The sequence below is a fragment of the Gordonia hankookensis genome, assembly GCF_014673215.1.
Lineage (GTDB): Bacteria > Actinomycetota > Actinomycetes > Mycobacteriales > Mycobacteriaceae > Gordonia > Gordonia hankookensis.
The window spans coordinates 1,491,897-1,509,069 of record NZ_JACWMS010000001.1 but is presented as its reverse complement, the minus strand read 5'-3'; the positions used below and the strand labels follow the sequence as shown (position 1 = coordinate 1,509,069).

Annotated in this window: 14 protein-coding genes and 1 pseudogene; 12 read left to right on the top strand and 3 right to left on the bottom strand. The window is 66.3% G+C overall.

Annotated features, from left to right (window positions below):
- Nucleotides 1-82 precede the first annotated feature (82 nt).
- From IDF66_RS06785 to IDF66_RS06750, 8 genes and pseudogenes are all read left to right on the top strand, one after another.
- Nucleotides 83-838, top strand: coding sequence for a maleate cis-trans isomerase family protein (locus tag IDF66_RS06785; protein WP_164310720.1), 756 nt, complete (start codon nucleotides 83-85; stop codon nucleotides 836-838).
- Between the two features lie 5 nt (nucleotides 839-843).
- A pseudogene (locus tag IDF66_RS06780) lies at nucleotides 844-1,247 on the top strand (PPOX class F420-dependent oxidoreductase).
- Between the two features lie 370 nt (nucleotides 1,248-1,617).
- Nucleotides 1,618-1,716 (top strand): potassium-transporting ATPase subunit F, encoded by a 99-nt coding sequence (locus IDF66_RS06775; RefSeq protein ID WP_190266135.1) that lies wholly within the window; start codon nucleotides 1,618-1,620, stop codon nucleotides 1,714-1,716.
- Between the two features lies 1 nt (nucleotide 1,717).
- A complete protein-coding gene (gene kdpA, locus IDF66_RS06770) occupies nucleotides 1,718-3,532 on the top strand; it encodes a potassium-transporting ATPase subunit KdpA (RefSeq protein WP_190266134.1) in 1,815 nt (604 codons plus the stop codon).
- A 116-nt stretch (nucleotides 3,533-3,648) separates the two neighbouring features.
- Nucleotides 3,649-5,727 carry a potassium-transporting ATPase subunit KdpB gene (kdpB, locus tag IDF66_RS06765; protein WP_317628606.1) on the top strand — a complete coding sequence of 693 codons (2,079 nt, stop codon included), beginning with the start codon at nucleotides 3,649-3,651 and terminating at the stop codon, nucleotides 5,725-5,727.
- 4 nt (nucleotides 5,728-5,731) lie between these two features.
- Complete coding sequence (locus IDF66_RS06760) at nucleotides 5,732-6,364, top strand: potassium-transporting ATPase subunit C (protein WP_190266133.1); 633 nt, start codon at nucleotides 5,732-5,734, stop codon at nucleotides 6,362-6,364.
- Nucleotides 6,365-6,400: 36 nt separating this feature from the next.
- Nucleotides 6,401-8,980, top strand: coding sequence for a sensor histidine kinase (locus IDF66_RS06755; RefSeq protein WP_190266132.1), 2,580 nt, complete (start codon nucleotides 6,401-6,403; stop codon nucleotides 8,978-8,980).
- Nucleotides 8,977-9,669, top strand: a complete 693-nt coding sequence (locus IDF66_RS06750; RefSeq protein ID WP_190266131.1) for a response regulator — start codon at nucleotides 8,977-8,979, stop codon at nucleotides 9,667-9,669. Before IDF66_RS06755 ends, IDF66_RS06750 begins: the two co-directional genes overlap by 4 nt.
- On the opposite strand, the gene IDF66_RS06745 is transcribed toward IDF66_RS06750, so the two are convergent.
- The gene (locus IDF66_RS06745) at nucleotides 9,632-10,372 is read right to left on the bottom strand and encodes a maleate cis-trans isomerase family protein (RefSeq protein WP_190266349.1); all 741 of its coding nucleotides are present in this window, start codon (nucleotides 10,370-10,372) and stop codon (nucleotides 9,632-9,634) included. The genes IDF66_RS06750 and IDF66_RS06745 overlap by 38 nt on opposite strands.
- A 92-nt stretch (nucleotides 10,373-10,464) precedes the next feature.
- Here IDF66_RS06745 and IDF66_RS06740 point away from each other — a divergent pair, with 92 nt between their 5' ends.
- From IDF66_RS06740 to IDF66_RS06725, 4 genes are all read left to right on the top strand, one after another.
- Nucleotides 10,465-11,889 carry an amidase gene (locus IDF66_RS06740; protein ID WP_190266130.1) on the top strand — a complete coding sequence of 475 codons (1,425 nt, stop codon included), beginning with the start codon at nucleotides 10,465-10,467 and terminating at the stop codon, nucleotides 11,887-11,889.
- Nucleotides 11,886-12,389 (top strand): DUF3830 family protein, encoded by a 504-nt coding sequence (locus tag IDF66_RS06735; protein WP_164310728.1) that lies wholly within the window; start codon nucleotides 11,886-11,888, stop codon nucleotides 12,387-12,389. Before IDF66_RS06740 ends, IDF66_RS06735 begins: the two co-directional genes overlap by 4 nt.
- Nucleotides 12,390-12,401: 12 nt before the next feature.
- Nucleotides 12,402-13,121, top strand: a complete 720-nt coding sequence (locus tag IDF66_RS06730) for a GntR family transcriptional regulator (protein ID WP_190266129.1) — start codon at nucleotides 12,402-12,404, stop codon at nucleotides 13,119-13,121.
- A gap of 83 nt (nucleotides 13,122-13,204) precedes the next feature.
- Nucleotides 13,205-14,587: an MFS transporter gene (locus tag IDF66_RS06725; RefSeq protein WP_190266128.1), complete on the top strand. Its 1,383-nt coding sequence runs from the start codon at nucleotides 13,205-13,207 to the stop codon at nucleotides 14,585-14,587.
- Nucleotides 14,588-14,654: 67 nt separating this feature from the next.
- Here the strand turns inward: IDF66_RS06725 and IDF66_RS06720 are convergent, their stop codons facing one another.
- Entirely contained in the window at nucleotides 14,655-15,863 is a 1,209-nt protein-coding gene (locus IDF66_RS06720; RefSeq protein WP_190266127.1) for a M20 family metallopeptidase, read from the bottom strand.
- A gap of 22 nt (nucleotides 15,864-15,885) precedes the next feature.
- Nucleotides 15,886-17,136, bottom strand: coding sequence for an aminotransferase-like domain-containing protein (locus IDF66_RS06715; RefSeq protein WP_190266126.1), 1,251 nt, complete (start codon nucleotides 17,134-17,136; stop codon nucleotides 15,886-15,888).
- Between the last annotated feature and the right edge of the window lie 37 nt (nucleotides 17,137-17,173).

Sequence of the window (17,173 nt, the reverse complement as noted above, 5' to 3'; positions counted from 1 at the left end):
GCACGACCTGCACCGATGCCGGTAACACAAACGTCATCGAATCAGGATTGTTGACAATCTGACAATATGTCATCATTCGAGCATGAAACCGGTCGAATTCCCAGGTAACCCACCGCAACAGCAGGTGGGCATCGGGATGGTGTGTCCCTTCGACATGGCTCTCGACCGCGAGCTGTGGCGGTGGATGCCCGACTCGGTGTCGCTGTATTTCACCAGGACAGGCTTTCTCGACGCTCCTGTCGACGTCGACCTCTGCCGCGACCTGAACAATCACTCCGAGATCGCCGCAGCGGTACGCAGCGTTCTGGCGGTGGGACCACGGGTGTTCGGGTACGCGTGCGCCTCGGGGAGCTTCGTCTATGGCATGGCCGGTGCGCAGGAACTCTCCCATTGCATGCTGGCAGCCGGTGCGCCTGCCGCGGTGACCACCTCAGAGGCCCTCGTCCGCGCCCTGGACATGATGGGCATCGGTCGGATCGCGGTGGCCACGCCCTACACCTCGGCGCTCACCGGACTGCTCTGCGATTTCCTGTCCGAGTCCGGTCGCAGCGTCGTCGCGCAGTCGGGGCTCGGGCGCGATCACGAGATCTGGACCATTCCGTACGCGGTGACCTGTGATCTCATCCGCTCCGCCGACCACCCCGACGCCGACGCGGTGTTCGTGTCCTGCACCAATCTCTGGACCTACGACGTCCTGGGAGTGATGGAGGCCGAGCTGGGCAAACCGGTGTTGTCGGCGAATCAGGTCACGGCGTGGGCGACGTTGTCCGAGGCGGGTGTCGCGGCGGAGTCTCTGTCTGTCAACGACGGGCAATCGTTGTTCGCCCGGGTAGCCTGACCCATGTGACCGATCAGAGTTCGCGCACGCCATTCGGCGAGGCGGCGCAGGCCAAGTACGTGCAGCTGACCACCTTCCGCAAGGACGGCACGCCGGTGGCCACGCCATTGTGGGCGGCGATCGACGGTGAGCGACTGACGATGTGGACCGCCGCGGACTCGTGGAAGGTCAAGCGCATTCGCCGCGATCCGAGGGTCGTCGTGCAGGCATGTGATGCACGGGGTCGCAAGACCACCGGCGCGGCGGTGAACGGCACCGCCGAGATCCTCGATGACGCCGGTACCCCGAGAAGATCCGTGGCCTGATCATCGGCAAGTACGGGATTCTCGGGTGGCTGACGGTCAAGGGCAGCCTCCTGCGCCGCGGCAAGAGCGGCACGGTCGGACTCTCCATAACCCCCACCCCCTGACTCCCACCCACCTCCCCAACCCACCCCCCCAACCAACCCCCACATGCAGCCGCGACGGTTCCCGTCATCCGCGCCCCCTGAATGCCGTCGCGGATGACGGGAACCGTCGCGGCTGGGGGGTGGGGGTCGTGGGAAGGGGCGTGTGGGGGGGCGTCAAATAGTGGGTTTTGGGCGTATGGATTCCGTTAAGGGTTCTGTCGCCGGCTGCGATCGAGAGTGATCCTGTGAAGCGCGGCTGCGCAGAAAGTGCTGCGCGGCACCGACACAGGAGTGGAGCGGAAGTGGCTGACGTGCTGTATCTACTCGCGGCGATCGCAGGATTCGTGGTGTGCCTGCTGACCGTCCGCGGTATCGACGCGAGGACGAGCCGATGACCGCCGATGGGGTGATCAACGTGCTCCTCGTCGTAGTGGCCGCCGTGGTCGTCGTCTACCTGCTGGTGGCACTCATCGTCCCGGAGAGGTTCTGACGTGTCCGTGACAGCTGCCGGCTTCCTTCAGCTGGCGATGGTGATCATCGTGCTGGGCGCCCTGTATGTCCCGCTCGGGGACTACATGGCGCGGGTGTACCACTCGGATCGCCACCTCAGCGGAGAACGGCTCCTCTACCGGATCGGCCGAATCGACCCGCGCCGGCAACAGACCTGGGTGGCATACGCTCTCGCGGTACTGGCCTTCTCGCTGGTCTCGTTCGTGTTGCTGTATGTGCTCCAACGGGTTCAAGGCGTGCTGCCCTGGGCGGACGGCAAGGCGGGAGTCTCGCCGTCGATGGCCTTCAACACGGCGATCTCGTTCGTCACCAACACCAATTGGCAGTCCTATTCGCCTGAGGTGGTGATGAGCAATCTCACCCAGATGCTCGGTCTGGCGGTGCAGAACTTCCTGTCGGCGGCGGTCGGGATGGCCGTGGCGATCGCGTTCATCCGTGGCATCGTCAACCGACGCGGCACTGGCGAGGTCGGCAATTTCTGGGTCGACCTGGTGCGCGGCACGGTCCGAATCCTGTTGCCACTGAGCATCATCGTCGCAATCATCCTGCTCACCCAGGGTGCGGTCCAATCGTTGCGGACCGGCTTCGACTTCACCACGCTCGACGGGCGGCAGGCGCACAGCATGCTCGGGCCGTTCGCGTCGCAGGAGGCGATCAAGGAACTCGGGACCAATGGTGGTGGAACCCTGTCGGTCAACTCGGCACATCCGTTCTCCAACCCGACACCGCTGTCCAACGTCGTGGAGATCCTTGCGCTGCTGGTGATCCCGGTGTGTCTCACCCGGACCTACGGCACCCTGGTCGGGGACCGGCGTCAAGGTCACACCCTGCTGGGTGTGATGGCGACCATCTGGGCGACGATGCTCACCGTTGTGTGGATCTTCGAATCACGCACCGACGGAGTCGCATCGAACGCCGCGGGGGCGATGATGGAAGGCAAGGAACAGCGGTTCGGAATCCCGGCGTCGGCCTTGTGGGCCGTTTCGACAACGGGAACCTCGACCGGCGCGGTGAACTCCGCGCACGACAGTTTCTCCGCGGCCGGCGGCGGCGCGCTGATCTGGAACATGCTGCTCGGCGAGGTCGCGCCCGGTGGAGTGGGAGCCGGTCTGTACAGCATCCTGGTGATGGCGGTGATCACGGTGTTCGTCGGCGGGCTGCTGGTCGGACGGTCTCCGGAGTTCATGGGCAAGAAGGTCGGACAACACGAGGTCACCCTCGCGGCGCTGTACGTCCTGGTGATGCCTGCGCTGGTTCTCTCCGGTACCGCGGTCTCCGTCATCCTCGGATCCACGACCGGATTCCAGGGCAACAGCGGCGATCCGGGCACGCCGGGGTCGATCCACGGATTCGGCGAGGTGTTGTACGCATACGCCTCGGCTGCGAACAACAACGGCAGTGCTTTCGGCGGGTTGACGGTGACCAGTGATTGGTTCCAGACGTCCTTGGGTCTCGCGATGCTGTTGGGTCGTTTTCTGCCGATCATCTTCGTGCTGGCGCTGGCGGGGCGGCTCGCCAAGCAGCGTCCGCGATCGCGGGATGTCGCGGTCGGGGATCACGCTCTCGCGCCCGTTGGCTCTGTCGAGTCCGGCACGTCGGCGAGCGACAACGGCTTCGCGACGATGACTCTCGCCCGGACCGAGGCGTCCACCACAACCGCCGATTCCGACGCGTCGACCCTCCCGACCCATGGCCCGCTGTTCGGCGTGCTGCTGCTCGGCACCATTCTGCTCGTCGCCGGGCTCACCTTCTTCCCTGCGATGGCGCTGGGACCGATTGCAGAGGCAGTGTTGTGAATCATCCTGTGCTGGAGACTGTTCGGGAAGCCGCGGGACGCTCGCAGGCTCGCTCCTCGGGGGACGGGCGGCCGGACGGCGCGGCTGAGGCGGACGCGGGACGCTCGACGGTCCTCGTGACGACCGGAGCGTTCGATGCCCGCCAACTGGTCGCGTCGATCCCGCAGGCCGTCCGGAAACTCACCCCTCGTGCCCAAGCCCGCAATCCGGTCATGTTCGTCGTCTACCTGGGTGCGATCGTGACCACCGCATTGGCGATCTGGCAACCGAGCTGGTTCTCCTGGGCAGTGACGGTGTGGCTCTCGTTCACGGTGGTGTTCGCGAACCTGGCGGAAGCGGTCGCCGAGGGACGTGGCCGGGCGCAGGCCGACAGCCTGCGGAAGGTCAAGCGCGACACCATGGCCCGCCGGCTCGGTGCGGACGGCTCCACCGTCGAGGTCCCCGGCGGCGGGTTGCGGATCGGCGATCTCATCGTCGTCGAGGCGGGTGAGGTGATCGCAGGCGACGGCGACGTCGTCGAGGGGATCGCCACGGTCGACGAATCCGCCATAACCGGCGAATCAGCCCCGGTCGTGAGGGAATCCGGCGGCGACCGCTCCGCGGTGACCGGAGGCACCGTGGTGTTGTCGGACCGGATCATCGTCAGGATCACCACGGCGCCCGGTGCGACCTTCGTCGATCGGATGATCGCGTTGGTGGAAGGGGCTTCTCGGAAGAAGACGCCGAACGAGATCGCACTCGACATTCTGCTGACGAGCCTCACGATCATCTTCCTGCTCGCCGTCGTGGCCGTCGGCCCGATGCAGCAATACGCCGGGCAATCGCCCGACCCGATCAAGCTGATCGCGCTGCTGGTGTGCCTGATCCCGACCACGATCGGGGCGCTGCTGTCGTCGATCGGGATCGCCGGCATGGACCGGTTGGTGCAGCGCAACGTGCTCGCGATGTCGGGGCGGGCGGTGGAGGCGGCAGGCGACGTCGACACCCTGCTGATGGACAAGACGGGGACCATCACGTTCGGCAACAGGCGTGCGACCGAGCTGACCGGTGCGCCAGGTGTGGAGACCACACAACTCGCTGAGGTGGCGTACCGGTGCAGTCTCGCCGACGACACCCCCGAGGGCCGCAGCATCGTCGGCCTCTGCGTCCACGAGTACGGCATCGAGACGATCGACGATTCGACGGTCGTGGCCGCGCGCTCGCGTGAGCATCCCGAGTACGACGCGGTCGCGTTCACCGCGGAGACCCGCATGAGCGGTATCGACGTGCACGGGCGTGGCGGCACGGTCGAGTACCGCAAGGGAGCGGCCGACGCCGTCGTGCGGTGGGTGCGCGGCCATGGTGGGACGGTTCCCGAGGCCGTGCACGAGCAGGTGGCGCGGGTGTCGTCGGGGGGCGCAACGCCTCTGGTGGTGGCAGTGCGCGGTGCTGTCGGCGGGGATGCGGGTGTGCCGCGCGTGCTCGGCGTGATCCGGTTGTCGGATGTGGTGAAACCGGGGATGGCCGGGCGATTCGCGCAACTCCGTGCGATGGGCATCCGGACGGTCATGGTGACCGGCGACAACCCGCTGACCGCGCAGGCGATCGCGGCGGAAGCCGGGGTCGACGACTTCGTCGCGGAGGCGACGCCGGAAGACAAGCTGGCACTGATCCGTACCGAACAGTCAGGCGGTCGTCTGGTGGCCATGACCGGGGACGGCACCAACGACGCTCCGGCGCTCGCCCAGGCCGACGTCGGGCTGGCGATGAACACCGGGACGTCGGCGGCGAAAGAGGCAGGCAACATGGTCGACCTCGACTCCGATCCGACCAAACTGATCGACGTCGTCGCGATCGGCAAACAGCTGCTGATCACCCGTGGCGCGTTGACCACATTCTCGCTGGCCAACGACCTCGCCAAGTATTTCGCCATCCTGCCTGCGCTCTTCGGCGGCATCTATCCGCAGCTCGATGCGCTCAACGTCATGCGGTTGCACTCGGCACAGTCGGCGATCGTCTCGGCGGTGATCTTCAACGCGCTCGTCATCGTGGCGCTGATCCCGTTGTCGCTGCGGGGCGTCCGCTATCGCCCGTCATCGGCATCGAGACTGCTGGGCCGTAATCTGCTCATCTACGGCGTCGGGGGAGTGATCACGCCGTTCCTCGGGATCTGGCTGATCGACCTCGTCGTGCGTCTTCTCCCGGGAATGGGGTAGTCCGGTGAAAACGGTCGTATCAGGTCTCACGCGCCAATGTGTCGCGGCAGTCGGCGTGCTCCTCGCGCTCACGGTGTTGCTCGGCGTCGCGTATCCGGCTGCGGTGTGGGCGGTTTCACGCATCGGTGCCGGCTCCGCAGAGGGCTCCCAACTCGTCGATGCGCGTGGGTGCGCAGTCGGTTCGTCGTTGATCGGTGTCGACCCACACGCGCCTGCCGGGCAGCCGGATCCCTATTTGCATGCGCGGGTACTGGGCTCCGCCGACGATCCGATGGCGCCCGGCGATCCGGCGGCGTCGGCCGCGAGCAACAAGGGACCCGGCAACGAGGATCTGAGGGCATGGATCGATGCTCGGCGCAGCATCATCGCTCGACGCGAGGGTGTGGCCCCGTCCGCCGTCCCCGCTGACGCGGTGACCGGTTCCGGCTCCGGCCTCGATCCCGACATCAGCGAGGCGTATGCGGCCCTGCAGGTGCCACGGATCGCCCGCACCAACGGCATGTCGGAGCAGCAGGTGCGAGCAATCGTGGACCAGAACACCAGTGCGCGGCAGTGGGGCTTTCTGGGGGAGTCCCGGGTCAACGTCGTGGAGGTCAACCTCGCGCTGGGCCGCACAGCGCCGTCATGTCACCGATGACCCGCGACCGGGTCGTCGGCCGATACACTGGTCGACATGGCCGCGGCAGGTGATGACCGGGGGCGTCTCGAGGTCTTCCTCGGCTGTGCTCCGGGCGTCGGCAAGACATTCGAGATGCTCGCCACCGCCCGTGGGCTCGTCGACGAGGGTGTCGATACCGTTGTCGCCGTGGTGGAGTCACACGGACGGGTGGCCACCGCAGCGCTCGTCGAGGGCTTCGAGGTCATCGGCAGACGCGACGTGGAGCACCGGGGCACTGTCCTCGCGGAGATGGATCTGGAAGCGGTCCTCGCGCGCAGGCCGCAGGTCGCACTGGTCGACGAACTCGCTCACACCAACGCGCCGGGAATGCGAAATGCGAAGCGCTGGCAGGACATCGAAGCGCTTCGTGACGCCGGTATCGACGTTCTCTCGACGATCAACATCCAGCATCTCGAGAGCCTGAACGACGTCGTCGCGCAGATCACCGGGATCACCCAGCGTGAGACCGTGCCCGACGACGTCGTCCGTGCCGCGGACCAGATCGAACTCGTCGACATCGCGCCGGAGGCCCTCCGACAACGATTGACCGCCGGCAAGGTCTACCCGGGCGAACGGATCGACGGGGCATTGTCGAACTATTTTCGGCAGGGGAACCTGACGGCGCTGCGTGAACTCGCACTGCTGTGGCTGGCCGACCAGGTCGACGACAATCTGGCAGATTACCGTGCGGCACATGCGATCACCGATACCTGGGAAACCCGCGAGCGGGTGGCCGTCGCCATCACCGGGGGACCGGAATCGTCGACGTTGTTGCGCCGCGCGAGCCGGATCGCCTCCCGGTCCAGCGCCGATCTCGTGGCCGTCCACGTCGTCCGTGGAGATGGGCTCGCCGATCCGGTATCCCTCGACATGGCAGCCCTTCGCGAGCTCGCCGCCGGCTTCGGTGCCAAGATCCACACCGTCGTCGGCGACGACATCCCGGTGACGCTGCTGGACTTCGCACGTGGGGTGAACGCCACGCAGCTCGTCCTGGGTACGTCGCGGCGACCGCGGTGGCAGCGCATCCTCGACGAAGGCGTCGGCACCACCGTGGTCCGCGACAGCGGTCGCATCGACGTGCACATGGTCACGCACGAGGAGACACGTCGCCGCAACCGCCTCGACATCCGCGAGACGCGTTTTCATCGGCCGCTGAGCTGGCTGGCCGCGGTCGTCGTCCCGCTGGTGGTGACCGGCGTCCTCGCGTGGCTCGACCGCTGGCTCGGGTTCGCCAGCGAGTCGGCCCTGTTCTTCGTCGCGGTGCTGGCGGTGTCGTTGCTCGGCGGTATCGGGCCTGCGGCATTGTCGGCGGTGGTGTCGGGCCTGCTCCTCAACTATTTCTTCACCGACCCCCGTTTCACGTTCACGATCGACGAGCCGGACAACCTGATCACCATCATGGTGATGTTGGTGATCGCGATCGCCGTTGCCGCACTGGTGGACTCGGCCGCGAAACGACGTGTCCAGGCACAGCGTGCCGGGCGGGACGCCGAGCTGTTGTCACTGTTCTCCAGTGCGGTGCTCGGCGGTGCTGACGTACCCGGAATGCTCGAACGGGTCCGCGAGACATACGACCAGGAGGGGGTGGCGCTGATCCGCCGACGGGACCGAGGACTGATCGAGGTGGCCTCGGATGTCGGGGCGAACGCACCGATCGTCGAGAACGACGCGGTGACGATCTGTCCGGTACCCGGCGGGGAGTACGAACTGTGGTTGGCGGGACCGAAGCTGGGCGGTCGGGACCGTCGGGTCCTCACCACGGTCGCGACCCAGGCCGCCGGTGCCGTCCAACGGCACCAGCTCGAGGCCGAAGCGGCCGAGGCCGGTGCGATCGCACACGCCGACGAATTACGGCGTGCCCTGTTGTCGGCGGTGAGTCATGATCTGCGCACGCCGCTGGCGGCGGCGAAGGCCGCGGTGTCGAGTCTGCGCAGCACCGATGTCACCTTCAGCGCCGAGGACACCTCGGAACTCCTCGCCACCGTGGAGGAATCGGTGGATCAACTGGCCGCACTCGTCGGCAACCTGCTGGACTCCTCCCGACTCGCGGCCGGTGCGGTGCGTCCCGAACTGCATCGGACCTACCTGGCCGAGGTCGTGCATCGGGCGATGGCTGCCGTGTACCGCCGGGACCCGGACTCGCCCACTGTCGCCGTGGAACTCGAGCAGGCGTGGGCGTACACCGATGCGGGCCTACTGGAACGGGCGCTGGCCAACCTGATCGACAACGCGGTACGCCATGGCGGTGGTGAGGTCTCGGTGACCGCGGGGATCGGCAACGCGAACGGGTCGTCGGCGGAACCCACCCCATACGACGGGACCGGAGATGGCGGGCGGTGGTGCGTCATCCGGGTGGTCGACCATGGTCCGGGCATCCCGGTTGACGAGCGTGCGCGGGTGTTCACCGCCTTCCATCAGTACGGCGACCAGAACGGTGCGTCGTCGGGCGTGGGGCTCGGGCTGTCGGTGGCACGCGGTTTCGTGACCGCGATCGGCGGAACCCTCGAGGCAGCCGAGACGCCCGGCGGAGGTACCACGATGGTGGTCTCGCTACCGATGTCGGCCGATCGCAACGACGCGGACGCGGCCCGATGAGCGCGCACGTCCGGGTGCTGGTGGTCGACGACGAGCCACAACTGCTGCGCGCCTTGCGGATCAATCTGAACGCCCGGGGATTCTCGGTGACCACGGCGTCGAACGGAACCGACGCGCTGACGGCTGCTGCACGAACGGACCCACAGGTCGTGGTCCTCGACCTGGGCCTGCCCGACCTCGACGGCCTGACCGTTCTGGAAGGCCTGCGGGGATGGACGAATGTCCCGGTGATCGTGCTATCGGCCCGCACCGACGCGGCCGACAAGGTGGCCGCCCTGGACGCAGGCGCAGACGACTACGTCACCAAACCCTTTGGCATGGAGGAGTTCTTGGCCAGGCTCCGTGCCGCGGTACGACGCGGCGCGGCCTCGGTCGACGGACCCGCCATCCCGGTCGTCGAGGCAGGGGGGTTCGTCGTCGACCTGGCGGCGAAGTCGGTGACACGCGACGGTGTGCCGGTGCACTTGACGCCGACCGAGTGGGGGATTCTCGAGATCCTTGTCCGCAACGAAGGAAAGCTGGTGGGGCAGAGGGAGATCCTGACCGCGGTATGGGGACCGACGTATGTCACGCAGACCAACTATCTGCGGGTCTACCTGGCCAGTCTGCGTCGCAAACTCGAGGACGACCCGACGAATCCGAAGAACCTCCTCACCGAATCGGGGATGGGGTACCGCTTCGTGCGGTGACGCCGACGTCGCGGAAGAGCCGGCCGAGTCCCTCGGCGCGGACCTGTCGATCGACCAGCCGGAGTGCCTGCCAGATCGTGACCTGATTGGCTGTGAGGATCGGTTTGCCCAGGTCGTGTTCCAGGTCCTCGATCCATCCGATCGTGTGTAACGCGGTGTCGGGCAGCAGGATGGCCTCCGCGTCATCGGTGTCGACAGCCCGGGCCATCTCGAAGAGGTTGTCGCCGTCGACGGAGCCGGCCTCGGTCGCGGTCTCGATGTCGTGCGCGGCGGCGGACACCACCGCGACGCCCGCATCGGCGAGGAACGCGCTGAATCCGTCGGCGACGGCGGTCGGATACGTCGCCGCGACGGCGACCGAGGTGACCTGGAGTTCCTGGCACGCGGCCGCGAACGCCAGCGACGTCGAGGACACCGGGAGCCCGGTCGCATCGGAGATCTCGGCGACCTGCTCGTGCGCACCCGTCCAGCCGTACAGGAAGCTGCCGGAGGTGCAGGCCCACATGAGCGCATCGGGGTGGTGTCTCGCGGCCTGCCGGGCCCCGTCGAGAAGTCGTTGCCCGGTCCCGACCGCACGCATCGCCTCGACCGTGTGGTCGTCGGACTCGATGTCGGTGATGATCACCGGCAACGACGCCGCACCGCCGAGGACGCTCTCGGCCAGCGGGTAGTCGTCCTCCGCGGCGTGTCCTGGATACAGCATGACGACTGTGGGCGTTCTGGTTGTCACCCGTTCACCTCCCGAGTAGATTGTCAACAATCTACCAAGAACGTCGAGATGTGCCGAAGGAACCGATGGAAACGACCGCACGCTGGCTCAGCGCCGCCGACCTGGTGTCCGGCTTCTCCTCCGGCGAGTTGTCGCCGGTGGAGGTGGCCTCCGAACATCTCGACGCGATCGGTGCCGGAAACGCCGCGATCAACGCCTACTGCCTGGTCGACGCCGACTCGGCGCTCGCCGACGCACGTGCCTCGGCGCAGCGGTACGTCACTGGTCGTCCGCTGGGCCCTCTCGATGGTGTCCCGGTCAGCATCAAGGACCTTCTGCTGACCGCCGGCTGGCCGACCCTGCGTGGTTCGGAGCTGATCGAACCCGACGACCTCGACTGGGACGTCGACGCGCCCGCGGTCGCACGACTGCGCGAGGCGGGTGCCGTACTGCTCGGCAAGGTGACCACTCCCGAGTTCGGGTGGAAGGGTGTCACCGACAGCCTGCGATGTGGCGTCACGCGAAATCCGTGGAACACCGACCGAACCTCCGGCGGGTCGAGTGGCGGGAGCGGGGCCGCGGTCGCCGCGGGCCTCAGTACGCTCTCGGTCGGCACCGATGGCGGTGGCTCCATTCGCATCCCGGCATCCTTTTGCGGCATCGTGGGTTTCAAACCGACGTACGGTCGCATCCCGCTCTACCCGGCAAGCCCGTTCGGCACGCTCGCCCATGCCGGGCCGATGACCCGTACGGTTGGCGACTGCGCGACCATGCTCGACGTGCTCAGCGGGTTCGACTCCCGCGACTGGTCGGCGATGCCCACTCCGACGCAGCGGACCTCCGACCTGCTGGCGCAGGTGCCGCCGGACCTTGCAGGCGTGCGGATCGGATACAGTCCCACCCTCGGTTACGGGTCGAATGACCCTGCTGTCCAACGGAACACCGACGCCGCAGTGGAAGTTCTGCGTGATCTCGGCGCCGACGTGACCGTGGTGGACCTCGAGTGGGAGGACCCGGCGTGGGCCTATCACATCCTGTGGTTCAGCGGTGCGGAGATGGTGGTGCGTGCATTCGGGCCCGGAGGGATGGCGAAGATCGATCCAGGGCTCCGGCAAGCTCTGTTGCGGCACAGTGGATTCACCGCCGCGGACTACCTCGACGCCACCGCATTGCGGATGTCGATGGGTGTCGAGACGGGCAAGCTGCACGAGGAGTTCGACGTGCTGGTCACCCCGACGATGCCGACGGTGGCCTTCGAAGCAGGCGTTGATGTTCCGGCACATTCCGAGAGTTCCGACTGGACGTCGTGGACACCGTATTCGTATCCGTTCAATCTCACCGGACAGCCCGCCATCACGGTGCCGAGCGGATTCGACGACACCGACGACGGGGCGGGTCTGCCCACCGGACTGCAGATCGTCGGAGCCCGACATCACGACAACATGGTCCTGCGTGTCGCAGCGGCCTACGAATCCGTGGCGCGATCGGCCACCCTGGAAGGAGTTCGATGACCGACCGGTTCATCTCCGTTCGCCTCGAGCAGCGTGACGTCACAGCCGTGGCACGCCTGCTCGACGACGAAGCGCCCCGCACCGCCGCCGCGGTATGGGACGCGCTGCCTCTCGGCGGACAGGTGTATCACGGGAAATTTGCCCGAAATGAGATCTACGCGTTACTTCCATCGTTCGCCCCGGCCGAGCCGGGGCCGGAGAACACCACGGTGACGCCCATTCCGGGAGACCTCTGCTACTTCACGTTTGACGGGGTTCTGACCAATCCGGCGTATGGATACGAGTCCGGGTCCGCGCCGGGCGAGCATCAGCTGCTCATCGATCTCGCGGTGTTCTACGGACGCAACAACCTGCTGGTCAACGGCGATGTCGGATGGGTTCCGGGCAACGTCTTCGCGACCATTGTCTCCGGCCTCGACGAGTTCGCCGCGGCTTGCAACGACGTCTGGATGGGCGGTGCCCGGGGCGAAGTACTGTCCTATGCGCGTGCATCAGGGTAAGAACTAGAGGTAATGTCGATGAGTGTTTCGCAGGACAAGAGCCAAGGGCGGAAGAGAATTCTGACACCACTGGTGCAGGAGTCGACACCTGCGATCATCGCCCGGAAGTTGCACGACGCGATAGCGAGCGGTAACTTCCCGCCTGGCTCGCAGTTGACCGAGTCCGGCCTGGCGGCCGACCTCGGGGTCAGCCGCGGACCGTTGCGTGAGGCGATGCAGCGACTGACCGCCGAGGGGTTGCTGGTCAGCCACCGCAACCGCGGGTTGTTCGTGGTGTCGATGGAGGAGGACGACATCCGCGACATGTATGTGGCGCGGACGGCGATCGAGCGGGCGGCCATCGAACAGGTGATCGTCAGCGGGGATCAGGCCGCCATCGACGACCTCAATGCCGCGGTGTCGCGGATGCGTGGGTTCATCGACGATCCCAACAGTGCCGAAATGGCCGAGGCGGACATGGAGTTTCATCAGATTTTGGTGGAACATGCGCATAGTCAGCGGCTTTCACGTCTCCACGAGACTATTCTCGTGGAAACGCGGATGTGCCTGCGCGCTATGCGTGGGACATATTCATCGGGGAAGGAGCGGATCGACGAGCACCAGGCATTGGTGGACGCCATAGCGTCGGGGGACGCAACGGCTGCTGACACATTGATGATCGAACACATGAAGGATGGTCTGCACCGACTGGTCGGTGCAGGCGAGTCATCGGGGGCCGCTTCGACCGCCTGATCCACTGCTTCACCGATCTCTGTCCACCGATGTGAGTTGAGCTAGAAGACAACTGGCCGAACGAATCCTTCAGGAAGGCACAGATGACTGAGGCATCCTCACCGGCGACGTATGACGAACTCGCCCCGGACCCGGAATCCCCAGAGGGCAGATCGCTGCTCCGCAAGGCCATCGGCGCATCCGCCATCGGCAATGCGACCGAGTGGTACGACTACGGCGTCTACGCCGCCACCGCGACATATCTCACCGAGGCATTCTTTCCCGGTGACCTCGGAAGCATCGGCACCATGCTGGGTTTCGCGATCTCCTTTGTGCTCCGCCCACTCGGCGGGATGGTCTGGGGTCCGATCGGCGACCGCATCGGCCGCAAATCGGTTCTGGCCATGACGATCCTGTTGATCTCGGGAGCCACGGCGCTGATCGGCGTGTTGCCGACGCATGCGGTCGCGGGGGTGTGGGCACCCATTCTGCTGATCCTGCTGCGGGTGATCCAGGGCTTCTCCACCGGTGGTGAATATGGCGGTGCCGCAACGTTCATGGCCGAATATGCCCCGGACAAGAAGCGCGGGCGATACGGTTCGTTCCTGGAGTTCGGCACCTTGGCCGGCTTCAGCGCCGGTACGGCGATCGTCCTGCTCTTCGAGTTGCTGCTCACCGACGATCAGATGCAGACGTGGGGCTGGCGCATCCCGTTCCTGATCGCGCTGCCGATGGGTCTCATCGGTCTCTATCTGCGGTCGCAGATGGAGGACACCCCGGTGTTCCAGGAGCTCGAGCAGGAAGACGAGATCAAGGGCACCGCCTGGACACGATTCAAGGACCTGCTCACCAACTACTGGCACCCGATCCTGGTGATGTTCGGGATGGTCATCGCGCTCAACGTCGTGAACTACACGCTGCTGGCGTATCAGCCGAGCTATCTGAAGAACACGATCGGCCTGTCCGAGACCTCGGGTTCTGTCGTCGTGCTCATCGGGCAGGTGGTGATGATGGCGATGATCCCGTTCTTCGGGCGCTGGTCCGACTCCACCGGCCGAAAACCGATGTGGTGGGGGTCGCTGATCGGCCTGTTCATCCTGGCATTGCCGCTCTACTGGCTCATGGGTCAGGGATTCGCCTGGGCGATCGTCGGTTTCGTCATCCTGGGCCTGCTCTACATACCGCAGCTGGCCACCATCTCGGCCACCTTCCCGGCGATGTTCCCGACGCAGGTGCGATACGCAGGCTTCGCGATCTCCTACAACGTGGCAACCGCTGCGTTCGGTGGCACGGCCCCGCTCGTGAACGACGCCGTCGTCGAGAACACCGGCTGGAACCTGTTCCCGGCGGTGTACATGATGGGCGCCTGCGCGATCGGACTGGTTGCGATGGTGTTCCTGAAGGAGACTGCGGGCTGTTCGATCCGTGGCACGGAGATCCCCAGCAAGGAGAACGATTTCAGCATGCTGCAGGGCATGAAGCCGTAGCACGCGCGGTCGCGCACCGACAACGGTTCCCGCTCCCTCGACACCCGGGGGAGCGGGAACTGTTTTGTCAGCGCAGGAGGCGCAGTGCGGTGAGCGCGTATGCGCGTGCGGCGCTCTCCAGATCGGCGATCAACACCGACTCGTCTGGCTGATGCGCTTCGGCGTGAATGTCGCCGGGCCCGAAGACGATTGCCGGAATCCCGAGATCGCGGTGCACGAATCCGCCGTCACAGGCCGCGCTCCAGCCGCCTACCGACGTGGCCCGCCCGCCGTCGGTGACCGCGGAGACCGTGGTCGTCACCAGCGGATGGTCGGCGGCCGTCGCGAAGCCGGGCATCTCCATGGTGACCCGGACGTCCACGGTGACACCGTCGGTGTCGATGGCCGACTCCCGGATTGCCGCCCGCAGTCGCTCGGCGATGGCGTGCGGATCCTCCTCGGGCATCAGGCGCCGATCGATGCCGAGATGGCACGTCGGCGCGACCACCGAGATACCCTGTCCGCCTTCGATCGTGCCGACATTCCAGGTACCGGAGCCGAGCAGGTCGTCGGCGTCCATCGCGAGTTGCTGATGGTCGAACCGGATGAGATCGACGATCGACGCGGCAGCCTCGATGGCGTTGCGCCCGTCGGCGGGACGACCGGAATGCGCAGCGCGACCGGTGATGTCGATCTCGATGTAGGAGGCGCCGCGGCACCCGCGGACGACGGTCAGATCGGTGGGTTCGGCCACGATGCAGCCCGCGAAGGAGTGCTCCGGCCTGCGGGTCACGAAATCGCGGACGCCGATGCCGTGCTCCTCCTCGTCGACAGTGCAGACGAGCTGGACCGGGCCCGACAGTTCCGCCCCGTAAGCCGACGCGTGCGACAGCGCCTGCATCGCGATCACCGCCGCGGCCAGGCCACCTTTCATATCCGTGGTGCCCCGGCCGTAGATCCGTCCGTCCGCGAACCGCGGTCGATACGGATCCGACGTCCAGCCCGGTCCCGCGGGCACCACGTCGGAGTGGCCGAGGACCATCAGACCGGGGCCGTCGCCTGCCGGTAGCGTCGCCACGAGGTTCGGCCGTTCGGAGGCCACATCGTGGGTGCTCACCGTGAAGCCTGCCGAGCGACAGGCCTTCTGGAGCACGTCCACCGCAGCACCCTCGGTACCGCCCGGGTTCTCGCTGGAGGCCTCCACGAGCGAGGCCGTGAGCATCGCGATGGTGTCGGCGTTGATGTGGGAGAGTACGCCGGCCTCTGCCTCGGTCAGCGACACCGCATCACCTTTCATCCGTTCGTCGTGCTTCGATCACTCATGGAGTATGAGCCATCTTCTCGAGGCTCGTGGTCAACCGGCGGATACCTTCGTCGATCCGCTCCGGGGTGCTCGAGGCGAAGCACAGGCGCAGCGCATTGCGGAACCGACCGCCGGGCGACAGCGCCGGACCCGGGATGAAGGCCACTCCATCGGCCAGGGCCACCTCGAACAGCTCGCGGGTGTCGATCTCGGCGAACTCCTCGCGCAGCGTCACCCACAGGAAGAACCCGCCCTCGGGGTCGGTGGTGTCGACGCGGTCACCGAGGTGCCGGTGGATGGAGTCGATCATCGCCTCCTTGCGCTCCCGATAGAGGTTTCGGATCCCGGCCAGATGATCCTCGAGGCCGCCACGCGCGATGTACTCCGCGACGATGTGTTGATTGGGCACGTTGGTGCAGGTGTCCATGGCCTGTTTGCCATTGATCAGCAACTGTCGCAACGACGGGTCGGCGTCGACCCAGCCGACCCGCCAGCCCGGCGCGAGGATCTTCGAGAACGTGCGCACGGAGAACACCAGCGGGTCCTGCGGGCTCAGTGTCTGGAACGTGGGGATGTCGGTGCCGGCGAACCGCAGCAGCCCGTACGGGTCGTCGTCGATGATCATCGAGCCCCACTGATGGGCCAGCCGCAGCAGTTCGCGTCGTCGTTCCTCCGACAGCGTGACGCCGGACGGGTTCTGGAAGGTGGGGATCGTGTAGATCGCCTTGGGGGTCAGGCGGGTGTGTGCGACCAGATCTTCCAGCGCGTCGACCTGCATGCCGTCCTCGTCGACCGGGACCTCGAGCAGTTGTGCGCCGTAGGAGAGGGCCGTCGCGCTGCCGTTGGTGTAGGTCGGTGACTCCACGATCACCAGGTCGCCGGGATCGACGAAGAGCTTGCACGCGAGGTCGAGTCCCTGCATGCCGCCGGTGGTGATGACCAGTCGTTCATGACTCGACGGGTCCGGAGTGGTCGCGAGATAGTCGACGAGCAGTTGTAACAGGCGTGGCTCACCCTCGGTGGCGCCGTAGGTGAACGACGAGTTGTCGAGGATCTCGCCTGCGATCTGACGGAACTCGTCCGCAGGCACCGCCTCGTCGGCAGGCGAGCCCATCGCGAACCGCACGATGTCGTGGGATTGCGATGCCAGCAGTGACGTCGACGAATCGATCATCGACCCGACCAGGTCTTTGGCCCGTCCGGCCAGTGGCAGGGTTGGCGCCGATCGTCGCAGATCGTGGGTGGTGGGTTCGGTGGTGGCGGTCATCGTGGTCACCTCAATTCGTCGGTGCTGGAGCTCGTGG

Coding starts and splice junctions, on each gene's coding strand:
- IDF66_RS06785 (WP_164310720.1), top strand. CDS start 83: ATGAAACCGGTCGAATTCCCAGGTAACCCACCGCAACAGCAGGTGGGC.
- IDF66_RS06775 (WP_190266135.1), top strand. CDS start 1,618: ATGACCGCCGATGGGGTGATCAACGTGCTCCTCGTCGTAGTGGCCGCC.
- IDF66_RS06755 (WP_190266132.1), top strand. CDS start 6,401: ATGGCCGCGGCAGGTGATGACCGGGGGCGTCTCGAGGTCTTCCTCGGC.
- IDF66_RS06750 (WP_190266131.1), top strand. CDS start 8,977: ATGAGCGCGCACGTCCGGGTGCTGGTGGTCGACGACGAGCCACAACTG.
- IDF66_RS06745 (WP_190266349.1), bottom strand. CDS start 10,372: ATGCTGTATCCAGGACACGCCGCGGAGGACGACTACCCGCTGGCCGAG.
- IDF66_RS06740 (WP_190266130.1), top strand. CDS start 10,465: ATGGAAACGACCGCACGCTGGCTCAGCGCCGCCGACCTGGTGTCCGGC.
- IDF66_RS06735 (WP_164310728.1), top strand. CDS start 11,886: ATGACCGACCGGTTCATCTCCGTTCGCCTCGAGCAGCGTGACGTCACA.
- IDF66_RS06730 (WP_190266129.1), top strand. CDS start 12,402: ATGTCGATGAGTGTTTCGCAGGACAAGAGCCAAGGGCGGAAGAGAATT.
- IDF66_RS06725 (WP_190266128.1), top strand. CDS start 13,205: ATGACTGAGGCATCCTCACCGGCGACGTATGACGAACTCGCCCCGGAC.
- IDF66_RS06720 (WP_190266127.1), bottom strand. CDS start 15,863: ATGAAAGGTGATGCGGTGTCGCTGACCGAGGCAGAGGCCGGCGTACTC.
- IDF66_RS06715 (WP_190266126.1), bottom strand. CDS start 17,136: ATGACCGCCACCACCGAACCCACCACCCACGATCTGCGACGATCGGCG.